This is a genomic window from Thalassovita mangrovi, assembly GCF_009857745.1.
Classification (GTDB): Bacteria; Pseudomonadota; Alphaproteobacteria; order Rhodobacterales; family Rhodobacteraceae; genus Thalassobius; species Thalassobius mangrovi.
Genome location: NZ_WWEN01000013.1, coordinates 1 through 24979, shown reverse-complemented (window position 1 = coordinate 24979; position 24979 = coordinate 1). Strand labels below are relative to the sequence as shown.

20 protein-coding genes are annotated in these 24979 nt (G+C 63.3%); 10 read left to right on the top strand and 10 right to left on the bottom strand.

The features are described 5' to 3' along the window. The 7 genes from GR167_RS19835 to GR167_RS19805 all read left to right on the top strand — a co-directional run bounded on the left by GR167_RS19835 (window position 1) and on the right by GR167_RS19805 (window position 8952). Window positions 1-1290, top strand: a complete 1290-nt coding sequence (locus GR167_RS19835; protein ID WP_160975484.1) for a TRAP transporter large permease — start codon at window positions 1-3, stop codon at window positions 1288-1290. Between the two features lie 47 nt (window positions 1291-1337). Next, window positions 1338-2381, top strand: a complete 1044-nt coding sequence (locus tag GR167_RS19830) for a TRAP transporter substrate-binding protein (RefSeq protein ID WP_160975483.1) — start codon at window positions 1338-1340, stop codon at window positions 2379-2381. A gap of 65 nt (window positions 2382-2446) precedes the next feature. After that, window positions 2447-2842 (top strand): RidA family protein, encoded by a 396-nt coding sequence (locus GR167_RS19825; RefSeq protein WP_160975482.1) that lies wholly within the window; start codon window positions 2447-2449, stop codon window positions 2840-2842. A gap of 4 nt (window positions 2843-2846) precedes the next feature. After that, window positions 2847-3311, top strand: a complete 465-nt coding sequence (locus tag GR167_RS19820; RefSeq protein ID WP_160975481.1) for a VOC family protein — start codon at window positions 2847-2849, stop codon at window positions 3309-3311. Window positions 3312-3744: 433 nt separating this feature from the next. After that, on the top strand, window positions 3745-4311 hold the full coding sequence (locus tag GR167_RS19815; protein ID WP_160975480.1) for an ImuA family protein: 567 nt from the start codon (window positions 3745-3747) through the stop codon (window positions 4309-4311). Further along, window positions 4253-5731 (top strand): Y-family DNA polymerase, encoded by a 1479-nt coding sequence (locus tag GR167_RS19810; RefSeq protein WP_160975479.1) that lies wholly within the window; start codon window positions 4253-4255, stop codon window positions 5729-5731. The genes GR167_RS19815 and GR167_RS19810 overlap by 59 nt, the downstream gene beginning before the upstream one ends. Next, the gene (locus GR167_RS19805; RefSeq protein WP_160975478.1) at window positions 5728-8952 is read left to right on the top strand and encodes an error-prone DNA polymerase; all 3225 of its coding nucleotides are present in this window, start codon (window positions 5728-5730) and stop codon (window positions 8950-8952) included. The genes GR167_RS19810 and GR167_RS19805 overlap by 4 nt, the downstream gene beginning before the upstream one ends. Before the next feature lie 366 nt (window positions 8953-9318). Here GR167_RS19805 and GR167_RS19800 read toward each other — a convergent pair whose 3' ends face one another. Next, entirely contained in the window at window positions 9319-10302 is a 984-nt protein-coding gene (locus GR167_RS19800; RefSeq protein WP_160975477.1) for an alpha/beta hydrolase, read from the bottom strand. Between the two features lie 39 nt (window positions 10303-10341). Beyond that, a complete protein-coding gene (locus GR167_RS19795) occupies window positions 10342-11235 on the bottom strand; it encodes an EamA family transporter (protein WP_160975476.1) in 894 nt (297 codons plus the stop codon). Window positions 11236-11258: 23 nt separating this feature from the next. Here GR167_RS19795 and GR167_RS19790 point away from each other — a divergent pair, with 23 nt between their 5' ends. Together GR167_RS19790 and GR167_RS19785 are read left to right on the top strand one after the other, a co-directional pair. Continuing rightward, entirely contained in the window at window positions 11259-12257 is a 999-nt protein-coding gene (locus tag GR167_RS19790) for a LysR substrate-binding domain-containing protein (protein WP_160975475.1), read from the top strand. Window positions 12258-12727: 470 nt separating this feature from the next. Then, window positions 12728-14980: a molybdopterin-dependent oxidoreductase gene (locus GR167_RS19785; protein ID WP_160975474.1), complete on the top strand. Its 2253-nt coding sequence runs from the start codon at window positions 12728-12730 to the stop codon at window positions 14978-14980. Between the two features lie 260 nt (window positions 14981-15240). On the opposite strand, the gene GR167_RS19780 is transcribed toward GR167_RS19785, so the two are convergent. The 8 genes from GR167_RS19780 to GR167_RS19745 all read right to left on the bottom strand — a co-directional run bounded on the left by GR167_RS19780 (window position 15241) and on the right by GR167_RS19745 (window position 24317). Beyond that, window positions 15241-16779: an amidase gene (locus GR167_RS19780; RefSeq protein ID WP_160975473.1), complete on the bottom strand. Its 1539-nt coding sequence runs from the start codon at window positions 16777-16779 to the stop codon at window positions 15241-15243. A 125-nt stretch (window positions 16780-16904) separates the two neighbouring features. Beyond that, window positions 16905-17624: a branched-chain amino acid ABC transporter ATP-binding protein gene (locus GR167_RS19775; protein ID WP_160975472.1), complete on the bottom strand. Its 720-nt coding sequence runs from the start codon at window positions 17622-17624 to the stop codon at window positions 16905-16907. Beyond that, window positions 17617-19413 (bottom strand): branched-chain amino acid ABC transporter ATP-binding protein/permease, encoded by a 1797-nt coding sequence (locus tag GR167_RS19770; protein ID WP_370741349.1) that lies wholly within the window; start codon window positions 19411-19413, stop codon window positions 17617-17619. The genes GR167_RS19775 and GR167_RS19770 overlap by 8 nt, the downstream gene beginning before the upstream one ends. Beyond that, window positions 19406-20239, bottom strand: coding sequence for a branched-chain amino acid ABC transporter permease (locus GR167_RS19765; protein ID WP_160975471.1), 834 nt, complete (start codon window positions 20237-20239; stop codon window positions 19406-19408). The genes GR167_RS19770 and GR167_RS19765 overlap by 8 nt, the downstream gene beginning before the upstream one ends. 69 nt (window positions 20240-20308) lie before the next feature. Next, window positions 20309-21430 (bottom strand): substrate-binding protein, encoded by a 1122-nt coding sequence (locus GR167_RS19760; RefSeq protein ID WP_235916091.1) that lies wholly within the window; start codon window positions 21428-21430, stop codon window positions 20309-20311. Between the two features lie 84 nt (window positions 21431-21514). Next, window positions 21515-22360 (bottom strand): nitrilase family protein, encoded by an 846-nt coding sequence (locus GR167_RS19755; protein WP_160975469.1) that lies wholly within the window; start codon window positions 22358-22360, stop codon window positions 21515-21517. A gap of 203 nt (window positions 22361-22563) precedes the next feature. Next, window positions 22564-23172 carry an ANTAR domain-containing response regulator gene (locus GR167_RS19750; RefSeq protein WP_160975468.1) on the bottom strand — a complete coding sequence of 203 codons (609 nt, stop codon included), beginning with the start codon at window positions 23170-23172 and terminating at the stop codon, window positions 22564-22566. Then, the gene (locus GR167_RS19745) at window positions 23169-24317 is read right to left on the bottom strand and encodes a transporter substrate-binding domain-containing protein (RefSeq protein ID WP_160975467.1); all 1149 of its coding nucleotides are present in this window, start codon (window positions 24315-24317) and stop codon (window positions 23169-23171) included. The genes GR167_RS19750 and GR167_RS19745 overlap by 4 nt, the downstream gene beginning before the upstream one ends. 245 nt (window positions 24318-24562) lie before the next feature. Here GR167_RS19745 and GR167_RS19740 point away from each other — a divergent pair, with 245 nt between their 5' ends. Further along, entirely contained in the window at window positions 24563-24955 is a 393-nt protein-coding gene (locus GR167_RS19740) for a hypothetical protein (protein WP_160975466.1), read from the top strand. The last annotated feature ends 24 nt before the right edge of the window (window positions 24956-24979 follow it).

Genomic DNA, 24979 nt, shown 5'->3' with positions numbered 1-24979 from the left:
ATGACCATCGCTCTCATCGCTCTCGCCATCCTGTTCCTGCTTCTGCTGCTCGAAGTGCCGATCGCCATCGCCATGCTGGCCGTGGGGATCGGGGGCTTTGCCTCGATCGTCGGGTTACCCGCCGCGGGCTACATGGCCGCCGACAGCGCCTATCGCACGGTGCACAGCTACAACCTGTCGGTGATCCCGCTGTTCATCCTGATGGGCAACCTGATCAACCGGGCGGAGATTTCCAAGGAACTGTTCGATTTCGCCTATCGCTTCGTCGGCCACCTGCGCGGCGGGCTGGCCATCGCGACGGTGATTTCGGGCGGCATGTTCTCGGCCGTCTGCGGGTCGAGCCTTGCCACCGCCGCCACCATGGGCCGGATCGCCTATCCGTCGATGAAGCGCTACGGCTATGACGACGGGCTGGCCTCGGGCTCCATCGCGGCCGCCGGTACGCTGGGCATCATGGTGCCGCCGAGCGTCGCGCTGATCGTCTATGGCGTGCTGACCCAGACCGATATCGGCAAGCTGTTCATCGCCGGTGTGGTGCCCGGCATCCTGGGCGCGCTGCTCTATATCGGGGCGGTGATGTTTTCCACCCGGGTGCATCCGAATTCCGGCCCGGCGGGCGAACGCAGCAGCTGGGGCGAACGTTTCAACGCGCTGAAATCGGTGGGCGCGGTGGTGGTGCTGTTCGGCATCGTCATCGGCGGCATCTACGGCAACCTGTTCACCCCGACCGAAGCGGCAGGCGTCGGATCGGTGGGCGCGCTGGCGATCACCCTGTGGCGGCGCAAGCTGACCCTGCGCAGCTTCTTCGAAACCCTGGGCGAAACCGCGGTGATGAGCGCGACCATCTTCTTCATCCTGGTCGGCGCGCAGATCTTCGGCAATTTCATCAACGTGGCGGGTTTCACCGCGGCGCTGCAATCGCTGGTCGCCGGGCTGGACCTGCCGGCCTGGGCGATGATGATGCTGATCATCCTGCTCTACGTGGTGCTCGGCTGCGTGCTGGAAAGCATGTCGATGCTGCTGCTGACCATCCCGATCATCTATCCGCTGGTCCTGAGCCTCGGTTTTGATCCGATCTGGTTCGGCATCATCGTGGTCACCCTGATCGAGATCGCCCTGATCACGCCGCCGGTGGGGATGAATGTCTATATCCTGCAGGGCGTCCTGCCCGGCGTGCCGCTGAAGCGCATGTTCGCAGGGGTCGGTTATTTCGTGCTGGCCGACATCATCCGCATCGCCCTGCTGCTGCTGCTGCCCGGGCTGGTGCTCTGGCTTCCCGGGCTCATGTGATCCCGTTCCACCCAACAACCAATAAGACCAACCAACAGGAGAACCCTATGTCCCTCTCTTTGCGCATGAAAAGCCTCGTGGCGGGCGCGGCGCTGATCGCGTCCTGCGGTCAGGCCCTGGCCGAAAACGTCACCCTGCGCTTTTCCAACTGGGTGCCGCCGACCCACACCCTGACCGTCGACATGTTCCAGCCCTGGGCCAAGGATGTCGAAGAAGCCACCGAAGGCCGCGTCAAGATTCAGTTCCTGCCGGCCCTCGGCGCCCCCGCCGCGCATTTCGACCTGGTCCGCAATGGCGTCGCCGACATGGCCTTCGCGGTGCATTCCTATTCCCCCGACCGGTTCCCGCTGACCGAATTCGTGGAACTTCCCTTCACCGCCGAAAACGCGGTGGTGAACTCGGTCGCCTACTGGCGCACCTATGAAAAGTTCATGGCTGGGGCCAACGAACACAAGGGCACGCATCTGCTGGGCCTGTGGGTGCCCGGGTCCTACCAGCTGTTCACCAAGACCGGGCCGGAAACCCTCGACGACCTGGACGGGCTGCGCATCCGCATCCCCGGCACCCTGGTCGAAGAGATTTCCACCAAGCTCGGCATGGTGTCGATTTCCTCGCCGCTGACCGAAGCCTATGACCAGATTTCGCGCGGCATCATCGACGGCATGTTCCAGGACTACAGCACGGTGATCGACTTCAACATGACCGAGCATATGCCGAACTTCTTCACCGCGCCGGGCGGGTTCTCGGCGTCGAGCCAGTTCCTCGTCATCTCCGACCGCGCCTGGAACAAGATCAGCGACGCAGACAAGGCCGCCATCGACGCGCTGAGCGGCGAGGCCATGGTCAAGCGCTTTGCCCAGATCTGGGCCGACCGCAACACCGCCAGCCTTGCGAAACTGCGCGAGGCCGGGCTGACCCAGCACATGATCGAAGGCGAAAGCCTGGCGCAGCTGCATGCGAAGCTGGAACCGCTGGCGCAGGAATGGGTCGCAAAGGCCGGCACCAAGGGCGTCGATGCCCAGGCCGCGCTGGACTTCTACCGCGCGGAACTGGACGCGGTGGCCGAAGAGCTCGGCCAGTCGCGCAACTGATCCAGACAGAAAGGCGGCCCCCGGGGCCGCCTTTTTTCTAACCCCTCTTACAGAAAGCAGATCAAATGACCACGAACGCAATCAATCCCTGGAACTGGCAGGACGACTTCGGCTTTTCGCACGGTATCGAAGTGACCGCCCCGAAACGCATCATCGAAGTGTCCGGCCAATGCGCCACCGGCCCCGACGGTGCGCCGCAGGCACCCGGCGACATGGGCACCCAGATCACCCAAGCCATAGACAATATCGAAGCCGTCCTGAAAAAGGCAGGCATGGACCTGTCGAACATCGTGCGCATCCGCGTATTCGCCACCGACGTGAACGCCGCGCTGGTCAACTGGGGTGAAGTGCTCGGCCGTATCAACGCCGCCGATTGCCGCCCGGCCTCCACCCTGGTGGGCACCACCGCGCTGTTCCACCCCGACCTGATGGTCGAAATCGAAGCCACCGCGGCGGAGTGACGGCATGATCAACGGCATCCATCACCCCTCTCTGGTGACCGGCGACATGGACCGGGCGCTTGGCTTCTACCGCGACCTGCTGGGCCTTGAAGCCGTGTCGGAAATGGGTTGGGAAGCAGGGTCGGAGATGTCCGACTTCGCCTCCGGCATCACCGGCATCAAGGGATCGAGTGCCCGCGCCATGACGCTGAAGGCGGGCAATGCGTTCCTGGAAATCTTCGAATATTCCAAGCCGGAACCGAAACGCGACGGCACGCCCACCCTGGCGGACAAGGGCATCGCCCATATCTGTTTCGACGTCGCCGATGTGCAAGGCGCCTTTGATACACTGTCGGCCGCCGGCGTTCCCTTTGTCGGCACCCCGCTCGACGCGGGCCCGACCCGCGTGGTGTTCTGCCAGGACCCCGACGGCAATTTCGTCGAGCTGCAGCAGGTCACCGACCCGGCTTCGGGTCTGAAACTGGGCTGACCCGCCCTGCCCCGAAACGATTGCAGCCCGCGCGGTGATCTCCACCGCGCGGGCTGTTTCTTTTCCACGTGGCCTTCGGCCTGCCCAAACACGTCGAAAGCCCCGGGCGGATTTTCTCATGTCCTCGATATTTCGGAAGAATGAGAGTTGGTTGCAGGACCCCAACCGCCGTTTCCTACCTAAGCTTGTCGCGGCAGTATGAAAGACGGCGAAAAGACCGTCGTCACCTCCAACGGAAATGACCGCGACGTTCAAATAGCTACATTTGCAAAGCTAGGACCGCCTGACATTTCTGAATGTGAAGAACGGCCCTATAGCTGCCTTTCCTTTGACTGGCAGCGAATGACCGCTCCCAGCCCCTCGCCAGATCAAACCGACAGCAAACAACAGCAACGATTGAACCGCACATGGTGTTCGCCGTATGTTCTCAACCATGTCTGCCGATCTGTTCTCATCCTTCCCCCTGCGCAAGGCCCGTGTGCATGAGGTCCTTGGACCCGCCGCGGTCAGTTTCGCCGCCGTGACCGCCGCGCAGGCGGGGGCGGGGCTGTTATGGGTGCGCGAGGGGTGGCGCGGCGAGATGCCGAACCCCGTCGGGCTGAGCCCGTATTTCGATCCCTCGACGCTGCTGGTGGCGCAGGTGAAGACCCAGGCCGACGGGCTTGCCGTGATGGAAGAAGCCCTGCGCGACGGCGCCCTGCCGCTGGTCGTGATCGAACTGGGCCAGCCGCTTGGCCTGACGCCGGGGCGGCGGTTGCAGCTGGCGGCGCAGGCGGGGCAGTCGACCGGGCTGTGCCTGATTTCCGACGGGATGGGCAGCAACGCGGCGGAAACCCGCTGGCAGTGCGCGCCGGTTTTTGATCCCGTCTTCGATCCGGGCGACTCGACTCTGCAACGCTGGGACCTTATAAAGAACAAATCGGGAACATTGGGGGCCTGGCATGTTCGATGGGATACAGCGTCGCGTCGTCTCCGCATGGTTTCCCCGGCTGGCAAGTGACCGGATGCTGCGCGCGCAGCCGCTGGCCGGGCCCTGCGCGGTGACGCTCAGACAAAACAACGCAAACCGGATTCACTGCCTCAACGCGGCGGCCGAACGGCAGGGCCTGCAGCGCGGCATGTCGCTGTCCGAGGCGCGCATCTTCTGCCCCGACCTGCAAAGCCGCGCCGCCGACCCGCAGGGGGATCAGCAGTTCCTGCAGGTGCTGCGCCGCTGGGCCACGCGCTATTGCCCCTGGGTCGGGCTTGAGGGCGATGATGGGCTGGTTCTGGACATCAGCGGGGCGGCGCATCTGTTCGGTGGCGAGGCGCTGATGCTTGCCGATATGCGCCAGCGGCTGACCCGGGCCGGGTTCGCGGTGCGGATCGGGCTGGGCGACACGCGCGGGGCGGCCTGGGCGCTGGCCCGTTTCGGCGAAGGGGTGGCCGCGCCGGGCCAGCCTCTTGAGACGTTGGGGCCGCTGCCGGTGGCCGCGCTGCGGCTCGACGACAAGACGCTCACCGCGCTGCAACGGCTGGGGCTGCGCCGGATTTCCGATCTGGCGGCGGCGGCGCGCGCGCCGCTGACCCGCCGATTCGGGCCGGGGTTGCTGATGCGGCTGGATCAGGCGCTTGGCCGGCAGCCCGAGCAAATCACCCCGCTGGCCGATCCGCCGCATTACGGCGTGCGGATCACCCTGCCCGAACCGATCGGCCTGCAGGGCGACGTGATGGCGGCGGCGGCGCGGCTTCTCGATCAGCTTTGCGGCAAGCTGAAGGCGCAGGAGGCCGGCGCGCGCAGCCTGTGCCTGACCCTGCGCCGGGTCGATCAGGAACCGCAGGAAGTGGAACTGCGCCTTGCCCGCCCGCTGCGCGACCCGCAGCGTATCCTGCCGCTGTTCGAAACCGGCCTGCGCGAGGTGGGGGCCGGTTTCGGCATCGATCAGGTCCGGCTGGAAGCCACCCGGGTCGAACCCCTGCCGGTGCGCCAGATCAGCCATGTGTCCTCCGACGGCAAGGACCGGCTGGACGACCTGATTTCCCGCCTCGGCACCCGGATCGGGATCGACAATATCCAGCGCTTCCTGCCCGCCGACAGCCATATCCCCGAACGCAGTTTCCTGATCGCCCCGGCGGCCTATTGCGAACCGGCCGGGCCTTGGGTCGCCCTGCGGCCGCGGCCGCTGCGGCTGTTCCCGCCGGAACCGATCGCGGCGGCGGGGGCGCGGCCGCCAGGGCAATTCCGCTGGCGGCGGATGTCGCTGACCACCGCCCGCGCCACCGGGCCGGAACGGATCGCGCCGGAATGGTGGCTGGACGATGACAACTGGCGTTCGGGGCTGCGCGATTACTGGCAGGTGGAAACCCGGCAGGGCCGGCGGCTCTGGCTGTATTACACGCCGCAGGACCCGGGCTGGTTCGTGCAGGGGGAATTCGCATGAGCTATGCCGAGCTTTGCGTGACCACCAATTTCACCTTCCTCACCGGCGCGTCGCACCCCGAGGAAATGGTGACCCGCGCGGCGGAACTCGGGCTGGCGGCCATCGCCATCACCGACCGCAATTCGCTGGCCGGTGTCGTGCGGGCCTATTCGGCGCTGAAGGAACTGCGCCGCGAGGCCCCTGAAAACGCCCCCCTGCCCAAGCTGATCACCGGTTGCCGCCTGGTGCTGCACGACAGCGCGGTCGAATGGCTGGCGCTGCCGCGCGACCGGGCCGCCTATCAGCGGCTGACCCGGCTGCTGACCCTGGGCAAGCGTCGGGCGGAAAAGGGCGGCTGCCTGCTGGACCTGCAGGACCTGCTGGAAAACGGCACCGGCATGATCCTGATCGCGCTGGCCCGGGGGGATCTGGGCGCGCTGGCCGCCGATATCCGGCGCGTCCAGCGCCGCTTTCCCGGCCATGTCTTCCTCGGCGCCGCACCACGCTATGACGGGTCCGATCAGGCCCATCTCGCCGCCTGCGCCGGGCTGGCCTACCGCGTGTCTGCGCCGATGGTCGCGGTGGGCGATGTGCTGATGCACCGGGGCGGGCGCAAGGAACTGGCCGACGTTCTGACCTGCATGCGCGAACATATCACCATCGACGAGATCGGCACCAAAGCGCTGGCCAATGGCGAACGCCGCCTGAAGGGGCATTACGACATGATGCGGGTGTTTCACGCCCACCCCGCCGCCCTGCGCCGGACGCTGGAGATCGCGGCGCGCTGTTCGTTCTGCCTGAGCGAACTCAGCTACGAATACCCCGACGAGGTCGCCGGGGACGAAACCCCGCAAAAACGGCTGGAACGGCTGGCGCACGAGGGGCTGAAGCGGCGCTACCCGGACGGCGCGCCGCCAAGGGTTCACGCGCTGATGGACAAGGAACTGGGCCTCGTCGCCGAGCTGGGCTTCCCGGCCTATTTCCTCACCGTCCATGACATCGTTCAATACGCCCGCTCGATCGGCATCCTGTGCCAGGGGCGCGGATCGGCGGCCAATTCCATCCTGTGCTACCTGCTGGGCATCACCGATGTCGGCCCCGATCAGATCACCATGGTGTTCGAACGCTTCGTGTCGAAATACCGGGGCGAGCCGCCGGATATCGACGTGGATTTCGAACACGAGAGGCGCGAAGAGGTGATCCAGTGGATTTACCAGCGCTACGGCCGCCACCGGGCCGGGCTGTGCGCGACGGTCATCCATTTCCGCGCCCGCGCCGCGATCCGCGAGGTCGGCAAGGTCATGGGGCTGAGCCAGGACGTGACCGCCGCCCTGTCCGGCCAGATCTGGGGCATGTCCAATCGCGGCGCCGATCCCGGGCGGATGCGCGAACTGGGGCTGAACCCGGACGACCGCCGCCTGGCCCGGACCATCCGGCTGATCGAGGACATCATCGGCTTTCCCCGGCACCTGTCGCAGCATGTCGGCGGCTTCATCATCACCCGGGGGCGGCTTGATGAACTCTGCCCGATCGAAAACGCCGCGATGGAGGATCGCACGATCATCGAATGGGACAAGGATGACATCGACGCCCTGGGCATCCTCAAGGTCGATATCCTGAGCCTCGGCATGCTGACCTGCATCCGCAAGGCCTTCGACCTGATCGCGCAGCATGAGCGCCGGGACCTGAGCATCGCCACGGTCCCGCAGGAGGACGAAGCGACCTATGACATGCTGTGCCGCGCCGATGCGGTGGGGGTGTTCCAGGTGGAAAGCCGGGCGCAGATGAATTTCCTGCCGCGGATGCGGCCGCGCCGGTTCTACGATCTGGTCATCGAGGTCGCCATCGTGCGCCCCGGCCCGATCCAGGGCGGCATGGTGCATCCCTATATCAACCGCCGCCAGGGCCGCGAAGCGGTCGAATACCCTTCGGAGGAACTGAAGGCGGTGCTGGGCAAGACGCTGGGCGTGCCGCTGTTCCAGGAACAGGCGATGCAGATCGCCGTGGTCGCCGCCGGCTTCACCCCGGAAGAGGCAGACCGGCTGCGCCGTTCGCTGGCCACGTTCCGCAAGATGGGCACCATCGGCACCTTCCGCGACCGCTTCACCCGCGGCATGCTGGAACGCGGCTATTCCCCCGAATTCGCCGACCGCTGCTTTTCCCAGATCGAGGGCTTCGGCGAATACGGCTTCCCCGAAAGCCACGCGGCGGCCTTCGCGCTGCTGACCTATGTGTCGTCCTGGTTGAAATGCCACCACCCCGCCATTTTCGCCTGCGCCCTGCTGAATTCGCAGCCGATGGGGTTCTACGCCCCGGCCCAGATCGTCCGCGATGCGCGCGAACACGGGGTCGAACTGCGCCCGGTCTGCGTCAACGGCAGCGGCTGGGACAACAGGCTGGAACGCCGCGCCGATGGGGCGCTGGCCCTGCGGCTGGGGTTTCGCCAGATCAAGGGGTTCCGGGAAGAAGACGCCGGCTGGATCGTCGCGGCGCGCGGCAATGGCTATCGCGATCCCGAAGCGGTCTGGCTGCGCGCCGGGGTAGCGCCCGCGGTGCTGGAAAAGCTGGCCGAGGCGGATGCCTTTGCCGATCTCGGCCTGACACGGCGCGATGCGCTGTGGCAGGTGAAGGCCATTCGCGGCAAGACCCCGCTGCCGCTGTTCAACGATCCCATCGACGGCGAAGGCATCCGCGAACCGGGCGTCGAGCTGCCCGCCATGCATCTGGGCGAGGAGGTGGTCGAGGATTACGTGTCGATGCGGCTGACCCTGCGGGCCCATCCGATGGAGTTGCTGCGCCCCTCGCTCCCCGGCCTGACGTGCCATGACAAGCTGCCCACGGCGCCGCTGAAACCCACGACGGTTTGCGGCCTCGTCATCACCCGCCAGCGCCCGGGCACGGCGTCGGGGGTGATCTTCCTGACGCTGGAGGATGAAACCGGCGTCGCCAACGTGATCGTCTGGCCCAAGGTTTACCAGCAGTTCCGGCGCGCCGTCATGGGCGGGCGGCTGTTGCGGGTGAGCGGGCATTTACAACGCGAAGGCATCGTCGTGCACCTGATCGCGCAGCAGATCGAGGACATGTCACACCAGCTGAGCGAGCTGGGTCACCCGCTGGACGATGCCATCGGCATCACCCAACCGCAGGCCGACGACGCCCCCCGGCGTTCCAGCCCCCCGCCCCGCGCCCGGCATCCCAGGGAGCAGGCCAAGCGGCTGTTTCCCAGCCGGGATTTCCATTAGCGGCGGCATGATGGTGCTTCCGATCCGCCTCGGTCCGCTACAGCGCCAACCCGACGTTGGCAATTAAGGGCGGCGCAACCGCAGAGAAAACAAGCTTTGACCCTACTTGCCGTGTGCCGGGCCACAGCATTCTGCGTGGGCAGAATATCCGATCCGCTACGCCCGGCCCAAAGCTGACCGCCATATCCCAAGCAGCTAATGACGGTTCCCAGCCCGAAGGAGATGTTTACTCAAAAATACAGCTTGCGGCGCCGTCGGTCTCGAGGAGACGCACGTATGCGAGCAGAGCATCTCCGAAGCCGGTACTTCGCTCGGAAAGCGGTCGAATACACAGGCATCGCCTCAGGTGCTCACGCCGCCGCCGGTTCACTGCTGCCGGAACCACTGCGTGATCACTGCATAAGTTCCGCGTTCGTTCAGCAAGCTGTCATGCCCAAGACCGGGTATGATCTCCACCCGCCCCTTGTCATGCGCCGCCACGACGTCACGATACCCTTCGGCATACACCGCCATATCCTCGGCCCCGGCGACGATCAGGAACGGAGCTTCCATTGCGCTCAGCCCGTCCCCTGCCGTTTGCGGCGGCAAAGGCAGAGACGATGCCATCGCGGCAAAGGAATAGGCCGGGAAATCCGGCGGCGCATTCAGGTAGGCGACCGGCAGATGGTTGAAACGCCGAATGCCCGCCAGATTCAGAAGGATCAGCCCCGTCATCCGCGCGCGGTCGATGCGAAGCACGGGATCGGCCGGGGGCGAACGCGGCGCCGTCGGCCCCGGGCCGAACACCGGCGCGAACAGAAGGTAGCCCGCAACCTGCGGCCGGTCCGCCTTCAACGCGAACCGAAGCACAACGCCCCCGCCCATGGAATGCCCCGCCAGCCAAACGCGCGCGCCCGGGTTTTCGGACCGGATCGCCGCAATGACCTGCGCCAGATCATCCTCATACTGGCCGATCCGGTTGAGGTCGTAACGCCGGCCGCTCGACCGGTTGTGGCCGCGCAAGTCCAGCACGACCACCTGCGCACCCGTTGCCCCGGCCAGCAGCCCGGCCGGATTGTTCCACCGCTCCCCCGCCGCGCCGATCCCGTGGATCAGAACGATGACATCCCGCGCCGCGCCGTCACCGAATAGCCGGGCTGCGATAACCCCGCCGTCGTCGATATCGTACTGCTCGGACCGGAACCGGAAGACCTGATCGAAAACCACCCCGTTGGCGATCTCGATGGCCCGGTATTCCTCGGCCGTGCGCCCGCCCGCAAGGAACGGATGCGTCCGGGGCCAGAACACCATGGCGCAGATCAGCAGCAACATAAGGGCAAGAAGGCCAAGCAGACCGGCGACGACAAACATGACCCAATTCATTTTCACCTCATCTCTTTGCGATTTGGATCAGCGGCCCCGCGCCGGGGCCGGTTCATTGCGCACGCGTTTTGGCAACAGAAACAGAACCAGCCCCACCATCACCAGCGCCGCCGCGATCATGTCCAGCGCCGAAAACCGTTCCCCGAGAACCAAGGCGGACAGCGAAAGGCCAAAAACAGGCACCAGAAGCGAAAGCGGCGCCACCTGGTTGGCCGGGTGACGGCCCAGCAGCCAGGACCAGATGCTGGTTGCCGCCAGAGTGGAAAAAACGGCGGAATAGATCACCACGCCCAAGGCCCATGCGGGGGCCTTCACCGAGGACAGAACGTCGAGAGGCGGCCCCTCGAGCGACCAGGACAGCAGCAGGAGAGGCAGTGCCGATATGGTGGCGACCCAGACGGCAATCGCGATTGGGGATGCCGCGTTGCGCTGGCGCCGCAGCAGGATATTCGACGCCGCCCAGGACAGCGCCGCGCAAAGGATCAACACGATGCCAAGCCACGGCGCGCCGCCGGTGGCGTCTTGGCCAAACCCCAAGGCGGCGATACCGGCCCCGGCGATCAGCATCCCCAGAACCTGATTGATCTTCGGCGCCTCACCAAGGAACACGGCGGCAAGCACCACCGTGAAGAAGGCCTGCGTCTGCATCGCCAGCGACGCGATGCCAGGGGACAGACCCACCGCAATGGCCAGCGTGGAAAGCCCGAGCTGACCAATCCCGATCGCCGCGCCTAGCGCCAGAATGGTCGGCCATCCGAAGGGGCGCGGGACGAAGGGTGCCAGCATCGCGACGGCCAGAAAGCGCAGCGCGGTGAGCAAGGCGGGCGACAGGCCGGCGTCGAGGCCAAGGCGCACGGCAATGAAGTTCGCGGCCCAGAACAAGGCCACGAGAAGCCCGAGAAGAAGGTGTGGAATTGGCATGTTGGAGAATTCGCATTAGGTTGATGTTTGCTAATGTGAAAACAGCTCAACTCATGCCTGACAAACGAAATAATCTAAGCATAAGGCCAAGCACTGCTAATGGTGGCGGCGGTGTGGAAGCCGGTGTGCCGCTGGAATCGATCCGGATCTTCGAGGCGGCCGCGCGGCATCTGGGCTTCACCGCCGCCGCGCTTGAGCTCAATGTCACGCAATCCGCGGTCAGCCAGCGCATCAAGGCGCTGGAGGCGGCCCTGGGCGTGAAGCTTTTCGAAAGGCGGCCGAACGGGCTGCGCCTGACCGAAGCCGGGCAATCTTATCTGCTCGATATCCGCCCCGCCATCCAGAGGCTGCGTGCCGCGACCCGCCGCGCCGCATTCCGCAGTTCTTTACCGTCGTCAAAAGCGGACCGGGTGCTTGCCGTCAGCACCACCCAGTCGATTGCGCTTCTGTGCCTGATGCCGCATTTCGCCAGCTTCCGCAGCGCCTTTCCCGACGTGTCGCTGAAGATCGAAACCGCCTCGGCCCTGGTGGACCCGGCCGAGGCCGGCTTTGACTGCGCTATCAGGTATGGACCGGGGAAATGGCCAGGGGTGATCGCCGATCATCTGGCCGGAGAAACGCTGACACCGGTGTGCGCGCCGGCACTTCTGGAACCATCGCGGCGGTCGCTGGACCTGTCCGATCTTGCAAACTACCCGCTGGTGCATGACCTGGGACCGGTCAGTTGGATCGAATGGCTGGACCATTTCGGCGCCGCGCAGACGGTGCTGCCCGAAGTGCTGAACGTGTCCGAAAGTTCCTTGGCGGTTCAGGCGGCCCTTGATGGCGCCGGTGTGGCGCTTGGCCGGTCGCAGCTGGTGCGACGTGGCATTTCCAGCGGACGGCTTGTCGCGCCTACGCCCCATGCGATGGATTCCCCGTTCGACTATTACATGGTCTCTTCTCCACAGCGCGGCCGCGATCCCCTGCTCGCGGACTTCAGGCACTGGCTGTCGGAAGAGGTTTTCCCGGAAAAGACCTGACACCCCGGCCGAAACGCAACCGCCCGGGCGCGATGCAGGGAACCGGTATCATTTGCTTCCACAGTGCTTCCATCGCGGGGATCGCAACGCAACCATCCGCCTCAGGAGGCGACTGGTGACACATTGATATTTATTGGAAAGATTGGTTACGGGGGCCCGCAACCGCCGTTGTCGAACGGAATTGCGATGTCGAGTGTGAACATCGATCAGCCTATTGGACCAGAAATAGGGTGAGCGCCATTCGGTTATGCTCTAACAATCAAATTGGACAAGCCAATTGGTGCTTATCACCCCAAAGCCCGCTGGGGCTCGAAGCCGAAATTCGTTAATCCTCCAAACGTCTGTAGCGGAACCAATTTAGACAGCGTTTATCCGATAAGGCACCCATGGGAACACGATTTATCGAAACAATGGTTTTGGTATAGTCTTGTCGCTAGAGACACATTTCAGCCATTTCTCGGGAGGCGCATTTGGCCAACAGTTTTGCGAAGCAGACGAAGGTTACGTCAAGCCACTGGGGCGCGTTCGAAGTGGATGTCGAGGGCGACCGGATCGTCGCCACACGGCCATTTCAAAGTGACCCTAACCCGCCCCATATCCCCGACATCTTGCCCGCCGCCGTCCATCACCGAACGCGGGTCTCGCGCCCCTCCATCCGCCGTGGATGGCTAGCGAAACGCGAACGCGATGGGAGAGGTCATGAGGACTTCATTGAACTACCTTGGGACGAGGCGCTCGATATCGCGGCCGAAGAGATCGGTCGGGTGCGTCGCACCTATGGCAACGAGGCGATCTTCGGTGGATCCTATGGCTGGGGTTCGGCTGGACGCTTTCACCATGCGCAAAGCCAGGTTCACCGTTTTCTGAACTGTATCGGCGGCTACGTCGCGTCGTTCGGCAGCTACTCTACGGGCTGCGCACAGTCGATCATGCCGCACGTCTTCGGTGTGGATTTTCTCAAACTACTCTACGAACATCAGGATGGCTGGCAGACCATCCACGACCACACAGAGACGCTGGTGATGTTCGGGGGTATCAATCCCAAGAATTCGCAAGTCAGCATGGGCGGGATCACAGAGCATGAAACGGCGGGGTGGTTCGACCGCTTCGCCGCCAAAGGCATTCGCTGTACCAATATCGGCCCACAGCGCACGGACGCGCCGGAAGGCTGCGATTGGCTTCCCAGTCGGCCGGCCTCTGATACAGCGATAATGCTCGCGCTTGCATATGTTCTGGAAAGCGAGGGGCTGACCAACCACGATTTCCTTGCCCGCTACACCGTCGGCTTCGAGCGCTTTCGCCCCTACCTGATGGGTGAAACCGACGGCCAGCCCAAGACCCCAGAATGGGCAGCGTCGCTCTGCGGCGTAGATCCCGGGGCGATCGATGAGCTTGCGCGACGGATGGCGACGACCCGCACGTTTATCACCGTCGCCTGGTCGTTGCAGAGGGGGGAGCATGGCGAGCAGCCATACTGGATGTCGGCCGTTCTCGCTGCGATGCTCGGCCAGATCGGCCTCCCCGGTGGTGGAGTAGGCTACGGCTACGGCGCCATAGGAGGGGTTGGCAAGTCACTCATCGGGCTTCGAGGCATGACCTTCTCGCAGCTTGAGAACCCGATCAAAAAAGTGATCCCGGTCGCGCGGATCGGTGACATGCTGCGCAATCCCGGCCAGCCCTACGATTTTAACGGACGACGCGAACCCTATCCTGACATCCGCCTGATCTACTGGGCCGGCGGCAATCCCTATCACCACCATCAGGATCTGAATGCCCTGCACGAAGCATGGAAAGGTCCCGAGACGATCATCGTGAACGAACCCTGGTGGACCGCGACCGCCAAACGCGCCGACATCGTGTTTCCGGCGACGACCCCTTATGAACGTGAAGACATCGGGCGATCGAACCTCGACGACTACCTGTTTTACATGCCTCAATTGATCCCGCCTGTAGGTGAAGCCCGTGATGATTATGCAATCTTCAGCGGATTGGCCGAGCGCCTCGGTTCGGGCGACACATTCACTGAGGACCGCACTGCGGCGGATTGGATATCACTTCTCTACGAAGAATACCGCAACCTCGCGGCCAAGGGGCAAATCGAGGTGCCCGATCTGGAGACCTTGAAGGCCCGGAACTGGGTTCGCCTACCCATTCGTGCGGAGGGTCCCAATCGCACTTTCTTTGCCCCCTTCCGCGAGGATCCAGAGGCCACACCGCTCGGGACCCCGTCGGGAAGGATTGAAATCTTTTCTGAGACGATCGAAAGCTTTGGCTACGACGACTGCCCAGGTCACCCGATCTGGCTCCCACCCTCGGAATGGCTGGGAACGGCAACGGTGGCCGCCCCTCTTCACCTTGTATCACCGCAGCCGGGTGACAAACTTCACAGCCAGCTTGAAAGTGCGCTCGCCGATAAGGAAGGTGAAAGGCCCGAAAAACTGGTGATCCACCCCGAAGACGCAATAACCCGGGGAATCCATACCGGTGATCTCGTCCGAGTATTTAATTCCCGAGGTGCCTGCCGCGCACGGGCCATGGTCTCTGAGAACATACGTCCAGGCGTGGTGGCCTTACCCACCGGTGCCTGGTATGGCGATCCTGGCGGCAACATCGATCTTCACGGAAATCCGAATGTACTGACGAGGGACGTAGGCACTTCCCGATTAGGCCAGGGTTGCAGTGCGCATACAGCCCTTGTTGAGGTTGTGACAATCGAGACCTGAGGGGTAGAAGCCACCGTCCACCCCTTTTTGCATGGTCAAACGGCAGGTCTGACATGGCAAACAAAAACCACACCCCGTCGACGGAGTCGAAGACGACAAGCAATGGGAGCCTTCGGTGCCGAAGTATCCGCTGAAAAACCGCGGATGAGACCATTGCCGCAACTGTCATCGACGCAGACAAGACATGAAGCAGCTTCTCAATCGAGCACCCCGCACTTCCATTCGCTCGGACATTCTTCGCGCGTGCGTTCTCCCCGCCGCTACACTGCCGGTTTACGGTGTAGCGTCGCCTGCTCATAGGCATAAGCCATCCTGATCAGATCCGCTTCACTCCACTGCTTGCCGAGGAAGATCAGTTCGAATGGTGCCCCCGAGGCATAGTAGCCCGCAGGCACCGTTATCCCCGGGATGCCGGCGATGTTCAGTTCACCAACCGTGGTCTCGCGGATCACGTCCTCGGAATGCAGCCCGGGCAGTTCCTGTATCATCTGCGGATAGACCAGCCCGTCCAAAGCGTGACCTTCGAAGACCGCGTCCAGCAGTTCCAGGTAACGCCGCTTCAGTTCGATGAAGGCCGGCAGCGCAGGGGGCGTTTCGGGGTCGGCGAGACAGGGCGCAAAATCCGGCAACGCATGCAGGTACCCCATGATCCCTCCCTCGGCGAGCACATCCTCTTCCTTGGTTGCCTCCACGAACTCCGCCCAGCTTTTCAACGCGGCATTCGGCCCGAGACGGCGCAGATAGTTGGTGATGTCAAAGGGCAGTGATTCCAGCCCGTGCCCGTCGAAGAAGGGCGCGCCCGGAGTCACCTGCCGAAGCGAGGCGAAATCGGTTCCGGCGAAGGGGTCCCCCACAAGGATTGCGCCGGCCGCCTCCAGTTCCTTCTGCGCGCGGGCGTAGAGCGCCGCCGTCTCCTCCGACAACTGATCCGGCCGCCACCCCGGCCCGTAGAGACCCAGCCGTTTACCCTTGAGACCGTCCTTGCTGAGGCCCGCGGCATAGCCTGCGACAGGGATTTTGCCAACCGAGGCCAGCGTTTTCGGGTCCTCGGTGGTGAAACCTGCCAGCGCGGTCAGGCATTCCGCCGCATCCGCCACGGTGCGCGCGATCGGGCCCACCACGTCGCGGTTCGAAGACAGCGGCACCACGCCCGCATTGGGCACCAGACCGATGGTCGGCTTGATCCCCACCAGCCCCTGCGCCGCGGCCGGGTTCTGGATCGAACCGCCGGTTTCCTCGGCCAGGCCAACCACCGCCATATGCGATGCCACCGCCGCCGCCGTCCCGGCGCTGGAACCGCCCGGCGCGCGGTCCGGCGCGGCGGGGTTGATCGTGGGGCCGGCCCAGCTGTTGTTGGCATGTGTGCCGGTCCCACTGAGGATCGGCACATTGGTCTTGCCCAGGATCACCGCATCTGCCGCACGCATCCGCGCCACGACTGGGCTGTCGCGCTCCGGCATCAGATCGACACCTCCGGTGCCCGAATAGAGCAGCCTCCAGCCAGCGGTCGAGGGGAACCCCTTCATGTCCATCGGATCCTTGACCACGATCGGAACGCCGGCCAGCGCCCCCACCGGTTCGCCCGCGGCGATGCGGCGGTCGATGTCACGCGCGGTCTCCAGCGCGGCCTCGTTTTCGAAGATGATCGCGTTATAAGTGCCGTTCATCGCCTTGACCTGCGCGATCGCGGCATTGGCCAGATCCTCGGCAGTGAAAGTGCCTGCGGCAAGCCCCTCGCGGATCGCGGCAACGGTCAAATCGCCAAGTGGAGGCAGGGAAGTTTCAGAAGGTGTGGTCATAGCAGTCCTTTCACGGTGCACGCGGCAGCACCAAGCCCGCCGAAATATGCGACGCCCAAAACACGTTACCCCGTACAATCATATGCTGGCTCCATTTGACTTCTCGGGGAATCAGCCCGAACCGATCAGATCTTCAGATGCTCCAGCACCCGTTCCCGGCTGTCCGGGCCAGCGATGCCGGAATCGTCGATTTCACCCAATTTCAGAACCGCCCAGCGGTCGGCCACTTCCAGTGCGAAATTAAGGTTCTGTTCGACCAGCAGGATGGTCGTACCGCTTTCGGCACGTTCGGCTTGCAGCGCCTTGGCGATCTGCGCGATCACCGTTGGCTGCAGGCCTTCTGATATCTCGTCGATCAGGATGAGGTCAGGCTTCAGCATCAAAGCGCGGCTCAGGATCAGCATCTTTTGCTCTCCCCCCGACAGAGTGCCAGCCTTTTGCGCCAACCGATCGCGCAGGAAAGGAAAATGGGTAAACACATGCTCCAATGCGGCATCCAGTTCCCGGTCAGAACGGACTGCCAGGCGCAGGTTGTCGCGGATGCTAAGATCGGTGAACAACGGTTGTTCTTGCGGGGCATAGCCAACGCCCGACTTGATCAGGACCTTCGGGGCGGCCCCGGTGATTGACCGGCCGTCCAGCCGAATCTCGCCCTCACGCGAAGGCACCAGTCCAAGGATGGTCTTGAGCAAGGTCGTCTTGCCCATGCCGTTCTTGCCCATCAGGGCAAAGATTTCACCCTTGCGTATCGACAGCGACAGATCCTTGATGATGGCCACCGGGCCGTAGCCGCTGGTCACGCCGTCAAGGGTCAGCTTGGTATCTGTTTCAACGGCGTCAAACATGTTCACCCCCCGAATAAATCGTTTTGACGATGTCGGAATTCACCACCTCGTCGACCGACCCGTCCAGAACCAGACGGCCCTGATGTAGCACCACGATCCGGCTGGAAATATCGCGAACGAAGTCGAGGTCGTGTTCGACGAGGATCGCGGCGAAGCCGAGTTCATTGGTCAGTTTTTTCAGGATCGTGCCGATGGTCGTGCGTTCGGCCTTGGTCAACCCGGCGGTGGGTTCGTCCAGCAGGATCATCCGCGGTTCCAATGCGACCACCATGGCCAGTTCAAGGCTCTGCTTTTGGCCATGCGACAGCAGCGAAACCTCGGTCGACAACAGCTTGTCCAGACCGGTCAGTTGCAGGATTTCAATCGCTGCAGAAGGTAAGCGCAACTTGTCTGATGCCGATACGAAGCTGGGCGCTTCCAACGCGGCGCGCGCCATGCGCAGGCATTCGGACACGGTCAGGCTTTCGAATACGCTGGCGACCTGGAATTTACGGCCAACGCCCAGGGCCACGATCTGGTTCGGAACCATGCCGGCGATATTCTGGCCCGCGATGCGGATCACGCCGCCCGAGCTTTCCTTGCCGTCGGTCAGGCAGCGCATCATCGTGGTCTTGCCCGCGCCGTTAGGGCCGACAAGGCTGACCAGTTCGCCCGGCGCGACATCCAGCGTGATGTCCTCCAGCACCTTCTGGCTGCCATAGGATTTTTCCAGCTTGTCGATGCTCAACAGCGGACCATCGACCGCCGTCATGTGATGCAGCGGCGCCTCGGGGACCAGTACGGGACCGGCCTCGGCCACCACCTCGCCGCGACCGCGCCGGGTCAGGCGGGAGACCAGTGCGGCCAGGCCGTTGGGCAGGAAGATGATCATCACGACGAACAGCGCGCCGATGATCAACTGCCACAGGAAGGGCAGCTCACCTGACAGGTTGGCACTAAGGTAATCGATGCCGATAGTGCCCAGAACCGGGCCCAGAACGGTGCCCCGCCCGCCCAGTGCGGTCCAGACCACCAATTCGGTGCCGAAAACGAAGCTGGTGTTTTCCGGCGCAACAACGCCCGAGGCGTTGGCATAGAGGAAGCCCGCCAATCCCGCCACGCCTGCCAGCACGGCGGTCAGCAGGATCTTGATCCGCTGGGTATTCAGACCAAGATAGGCGCAGCGGGTTTCGTTATCCCGGATCGCGGTAAGAATACGCCCGCTGTCCGAGCGCACGAAGATCAGCGCCCCCACCGCGACAATCACCAGGCTGATGCCCGACAGCCGGAAGAACCCCTCCAATCCGAAGGGAAGGCCGAAATAGCCGACCATGCCGCTGCTCGACCCGGTCAGGGTGCCGCCGGAGTAGATCAGTTGTGTCACAACGATGGGAAAGACCAGCGAAATCACCGTCGCGTAGATCGGCGTCGAGCCGTAATAGAACGACAGCCAGCCCACGATCACGCCCAGCACGACCGGCACCAGGATCGCCAGCACCAACGCCACCCCGATCAGGGTGGGAGAACTGCCGATATGGGTCAGCAACATCGCCGTAGCATAGGCGCCGATCCCGAAGAAGGCCGCCTGACCGAAGGTCAGAATGCCGGTGAAGCCCCAAAGCAGGTCAACGGTGATCGCCAGGATGGCGTAAATCATCGATCGGGTCAGAACATTGACGCTGAACCGGTCCAGGAACATCGGGCCGAAGATCACCAGCGCCAACGCTGCTACTGCGAGAACGCCCAGAATTGCGGCCCGGCGCCGGACAGCGGCACTGCGGGGAAGAGATGTGGCAAGCGTGTCAGACACGGGCAAACCCTTTCGAACTGATGCGGAGGACCAGTGCGCACAGAACGGCGACCGTGATTCCCCCGAGAATAGGGCTGATGAAGGTGGAGACGAGGACCTGCGCTCCTCCGAAAACAAGGCAGGCGACGGCCAAGGCGCCGAAAGAGGAACCGGCCACCATCACCAGCATGAAGGACCCGATCAGCCAGGACACGCCCATGGTGGGGTCGACGCTGGTCAGCGGCGTCAGCAGAACGCCGGCCAGCGCGGTCAAACCGGTGCCGATCATGAAGGTCACGAGCCGGACGCGCGTGGTGTCCAACCCCAGGGCGCGGGCCAGCGCTTCATTCATGATGATCGCGCGGGCCGACAGGCCAAGCCGGGTGCCTTCGAGCAGAAAGGCAAAGCCAAGCCCGATCGCAACTGCCGCCGCCAGCGCGAAAATGCGGTAGATCGAATAGCTGGTGCCGAACATATGGAAAGTCCCGGACAGCAGGTTTTCAGTGAACTGCACGTCGCGCCCGAACCACAGCGTGATCAACTGGCCGATGACGATGCCCAGCCCCCATGTGGCAAGGATCGCGTCCAGCGGCCGGGCATAGAGCGGCCGTACGATCAGGCGTTCGGTCACGCCCCCCAGCACGGCCCCGGTGACGAAGGCCAGCGGCAGCGCCAGCCATGGGTTCAGCCCCAGCCCGCCGGTCACCACGGCGCAATAGGCCCCCACGGTGAGCCAGGCCCCGTGGGCGAAATTCACGATTTCCAGAACGCCGAAGATAGCGAGAAGCCCCGCCGAGACGATGAACAGGATGGCTGCGGTCGTCACGATGTCCAACAGAAGCGTCATCAGGCCAGGTTCTCCTTTTGCAATAAGAATTAGTGACCGGGGCAAGGGGACCCCGGTCACGCTGTCAGATCAGAGCTTGGGGCACTGTTCGCCCGGATCGACATCCTTGAAGGTCTCGACCACGACGACCGAACCGTCTTCCTGCACCTGGCCCAGATACATGGTCAGCGGCGCATGGTGCTGCTTGCTCATCTGGATGGAGCCGCGCGGGCCGGTGAAGGACACTTCGTCCAGAACGTCCAGAACGGCCTTGGCATCGGTGGAGCCGGCCTTTTCGACGGCGGCCTTATAGAGGTAGACGGCCTCGTACTGCGGCACCGACAGATCGTTGGGGGTGCGCAATTCGTCACCGAACTTGGCGGTCATCGCGTCCAGGAAGGCCTTGTTTTCGGCGCTGTCGATACCGGTGACATAAGAGGCCGAGATCAGGATGCCGGCCGCGTCCGCGCCCATGCTTTTCGCGGTGCCTTCATCCACGGCGAGGTTTGCATAGGGCAGATCGACGCCCGCGCCACGCAGCTGCTTGGTCAGGGTGACGTTCGGCGCACCGCCTGCGGTCGAGGTGATCATCGCTTCGGCGCCGGAGGCTTTCAGCTTGGAGATGATCGCGGTCCAATCGGTACCGTCCATCGGCAGGTATTCTTCACCCACGACTTCGCCGCCGGTGCTTTCGACATAGCTGCGGGCGAATTCCAACATCCCGCGGCCGAAAGCGTAGTCGCTGCCGATCAGGAAGTATTTCTTGGCGCCCTCGGCCTTCAGGTAGTCGACGATCGGCGGCACCTGCTGTTCCGGCACCCAGGCGTCAACAAAGAGGTACGGATTGCACGAACGTCCTTCGTAGAACGAGGTGTAGATATAGGGCACCTTGCCCTTGGAAACGATCGGCAGGCCGGCGTTTCGCGCGGCGCTGGTTTCCATCGAAATCAGCACGTCGACCTCTTTCTGGAACACCAGCGAGTCGAAGGCCTTCTGCGCGCCAGCCGCGCCCGAGGCGTCATCGGCGATCACCAGCTCCAGCGGGCGGCCAAGCACGCCACCCGCGGCGTTGATTTCCTCGACGGCCAGTTCGGCCGACTGCACCACCGAAGGCGCAACGACGCTGTTGGCGCCCGACAGGCCGACGGGCACGCCGATACGGATCGCATCATCAGCGGCAAAGGCGCCGCCTGCCAGCATGACGCTGGTCATGGTTGCAAGGAGAGAAGGTATTTTCATTGTTTTATTCCCTGTTTGGTTTGAGTGGGTTGGAGGTTTGGGGAGAAAGAAACGGGTTCAGCCGTAGACGTCGGAGCGCCGGTCGCCGAAAATATCGTTGAATTCGTTGAGCTTACGCTTGGCAGGGACCGCTGACGGGGTAATCACGGCATAGAGGATGTCTTCCTCTTCGCGGCTGGCGGGTCCGGCCAGCGGCCAGCCGGTGGCGTCGAGGATCAGGCTCTGACCGATGAAGGGCTGGCCGCGTTCGGTACCGACCCGGTCGGCACAGGCGATGAACAACCCGTTGGAATGCGCCGCAGCCTTGTGCAGGATGTTCGACATCGCCTCGGCCTCCGGGTCCTGATCGGGCATCGGCACCCAATTGGTCGGCACGCAGATCACCTCGGCCCCCTTCATCGCCAGCTGGCGGAAGGTTTCGGGAAACCAGCCGTCATAGCAGATCGCGATACCGATTTTTCCCAGCGGGGTATCAAAGACCGGCAGGCCAAGGTCGCCCTTTTCGAAGAACAGGTTTTCCCGATACCACAGGTGCATCTTGCGATAGGTGCCGATGTATCCTTCCGGCCCGCACAGCATGGCCGAGTTGTAGAAGGTGTCGCCGGCGACCTCGGCCAGCCCCGATACGATGTAGACGTCGAGTTCGGCTGCCAGCGTGATCAGACGCTGCGCGCTTTCACCGTCCGGGATCGGCCGGGCCAGTTTCGCCAGTTCCTCAGCACTGTCGAAGACATAGCCGCTATCGGCCAGTTCGGGCAGCACGATCAGCTGCGCCCCCTTGGCATGCGCCGTGCGCACCCGCTCTTCAATTGCGTCCAGGTTGGCGGCGACTTCGCCGATCTTCGGTTCGAACTGAATACAGGCGATAGTTACGGGGTTCGATTGGGCAGTCTCAAGGGGCACGTCAGTCTCCAAAACGCAAAAAGCCCCCGGCTACGGTCGAAAACCGCAGTGTCGGGGGCTACATAGCCGGGATGTGAAGCGGCAACCTTGCCGCGGAGCAATCTTGCTCGTTACCCTGATGCTGTCACGCAAGGCGATACGGTTCAATTACAATATTTAGGCAACTGATCGTTTTTTGAGCTGCTTTTTTCGGCGTATTTGAATCAGCGCTTCAGGCCAAGCCGGCGCATCGTCTCATGCGCCGCGATCAGATCTTCGGAGATTGCAGCCATCGTGACCCGTTCCGAAGTGGCCTGATCGCGCAACAGGCGATAGGCGGCATCCTCGTCTAACCCCTGTTCGTCAACCAGCAACCGGATCGCCCGATCCACCAACCGGCGACCCTTCAGGGTTTCCTCCAGCTTGCGCACCTTCGCGGCCAGACGCGCCTCGTAGCTATGGCGATAGCGCGCAAGGGTGAACTGGGTCAGGATGCCCAGCGGACGCAATGGCTTGCTCATCACCCCGTGCGCATTGAGATCGTAGATCGCGCGCAGCGAGGTCGGGCTTTCGTAGGTGACGACCGCGATGATCGCCGGGTCATGACCTTCGAAGACCTGCACGGCCTGATCAGTCGCGGTATCCTCGACGCTGATAAACACGGTGTCGGTGCCTTCGGGCAGCGCCGCCGGCATCGGCCAAGCCGCGTTCACCTCACAGCCCAGCCGACGCAGCTGACCGATCAACACGGTACCATCCTCGTCTCGCGGATGGATCACCAACACCCGCGCCCGGCGCAGATCGTCGAGTATGCGACGCGGTTGTCCCTTCATGCCCATTCCCGCAAAGACGGCTCCTCGAACCGGGTGGTGGCCAGGTACGGGTCAGGATGAACCGGAGCTCCGCCTTCCCATACGACGTCGAAAAGCCCATCCTGCCGCGCCACCCCGATCCGAGGTGTTAGCCAAGTATGCCGGGTTTCCGGGTCGACATGGATCCGCCCCCCCGGCGCTTCGAATTCCAGGCCCAGAACCTCTTGCCCGATGCGATGAGTGTCCATCGCACCGACCCGTTCCAGAGCACGTGCGAAAAGGTGAACCTGGTTATAGGCGGGTTCGGACCAGACGCTGGTCACGGCCGTGGCTCCAAACCGCGCCTTGTAGGCATCGACGAAGGCGCGATTGACCTCGGTATCAAGGGTTTGGAAGTAGCTTGCCGCAAGGATATGGCCGGTGCATTTCTCCGGCCCGATACGTGCAATCTCGCCTTCGGCCATGGTCAGGCTCGCGATTGGACAGGTGTCGCGGTCGATCCCGGCTGCGTCGTACAGCGTATAGAATGCTTGGGCCGACGTCCCCACCAGAGTGGAAAACACCGCGTCGGGGCGCATCTGTTCGATTTCGCGGATCAGGGCCATTTGCTCAGCCGCGCCGGCCCCCAACGGCAGATAGTGTTCGGCGACAGTTTCCCCGCCCCTTGCTTCGATCAGGTCGCGCATGATGCGGTTGGATTCCCGGGGATAGATGTAATCCGATCCGACGAACACGATCCGGTCACCGAAGCTCTGCAGCAGGTAATCGGCCAACGGCAGACACAGTTGGTTCGGCGTGGCACCGCTATAGACAAGGTTCTCGCAGTATTCGAAACCCTCGTACATGGAGGGATAGAACAACAGCCCATTATGGCGTTCCACCACCGGCAGAACGGTCTTGCGGCTGGCCGACATAGAGCAGCCGAAAATGACATCCAGTTCGTCCTCGGACAGCATCTGGCGCGCCAGCGTGCGATAGGTGTCGCTGTCCGATCCCGGGTCCCGGCAGATGGGGATGATCGGCCGTCCCAAAACGCCGCCCGCCGCATTGATTTCGTCGATCGCCAGGATCGTGCCGTTGTAATGTTCGGTCTCGGTGACGGCGGTGGTGCCGCTGCGCGAGAAAAGCACACCGGCTCTCCAGCCGTCCTGTGCGGATGGGATCATGTCAAATACCTCGTATGAACCGATCCCGTTGGGATCCCGGGCAAACATAGGCGACGGCCCGGTAGCGCCGCAAGCTGCACTGGTACGGACACAGTTGGGGCCCTATATTTCGCTTCACGTGGTACACCTTGAGATCGTTTCAGGAAGCACGGGGCGATTTGGCGACCGGCGGTCTTCAGCGCGACAGCAACAGCGCGGACGAAACCAACCGAAGTCGGTTCGTCGCCATTAACCTGCTCGCCTGAGTGTCCTCGCTTATAAGTCAGTTCTGTGCAGGTTTTGGTCTTTTTTCGACCGTCGATGATATTCACACGGAGCGAACCCCTCGAGGCTCGTATGGGCACGGTGATGGTTATATCTATTGTGATGGTTATATCTATCAGGACAAGGCGACAAACCTCTCCACTGTCTTGAACGATCCGGCAATCAAGAACGAAGCGACCTCGATCATTCGCAGCCTGTTGTCGGAGATCAGGCTGATCCCCGAGAATGGTGATCTGGCGATTGAGCTGTTTGGGGAATTAGCCGGTCTGCTGGCGCTAAGTGGTTCTAAAAACGACGAAAGCCGCCCGGGGGCGGCTTGTTCGACAGTTTTGGTTGCGGGGGCAGGATTTGAACCTGCGACCTTCAGGTTATGAGCCTGACGAGCTACCGGGCTGCTC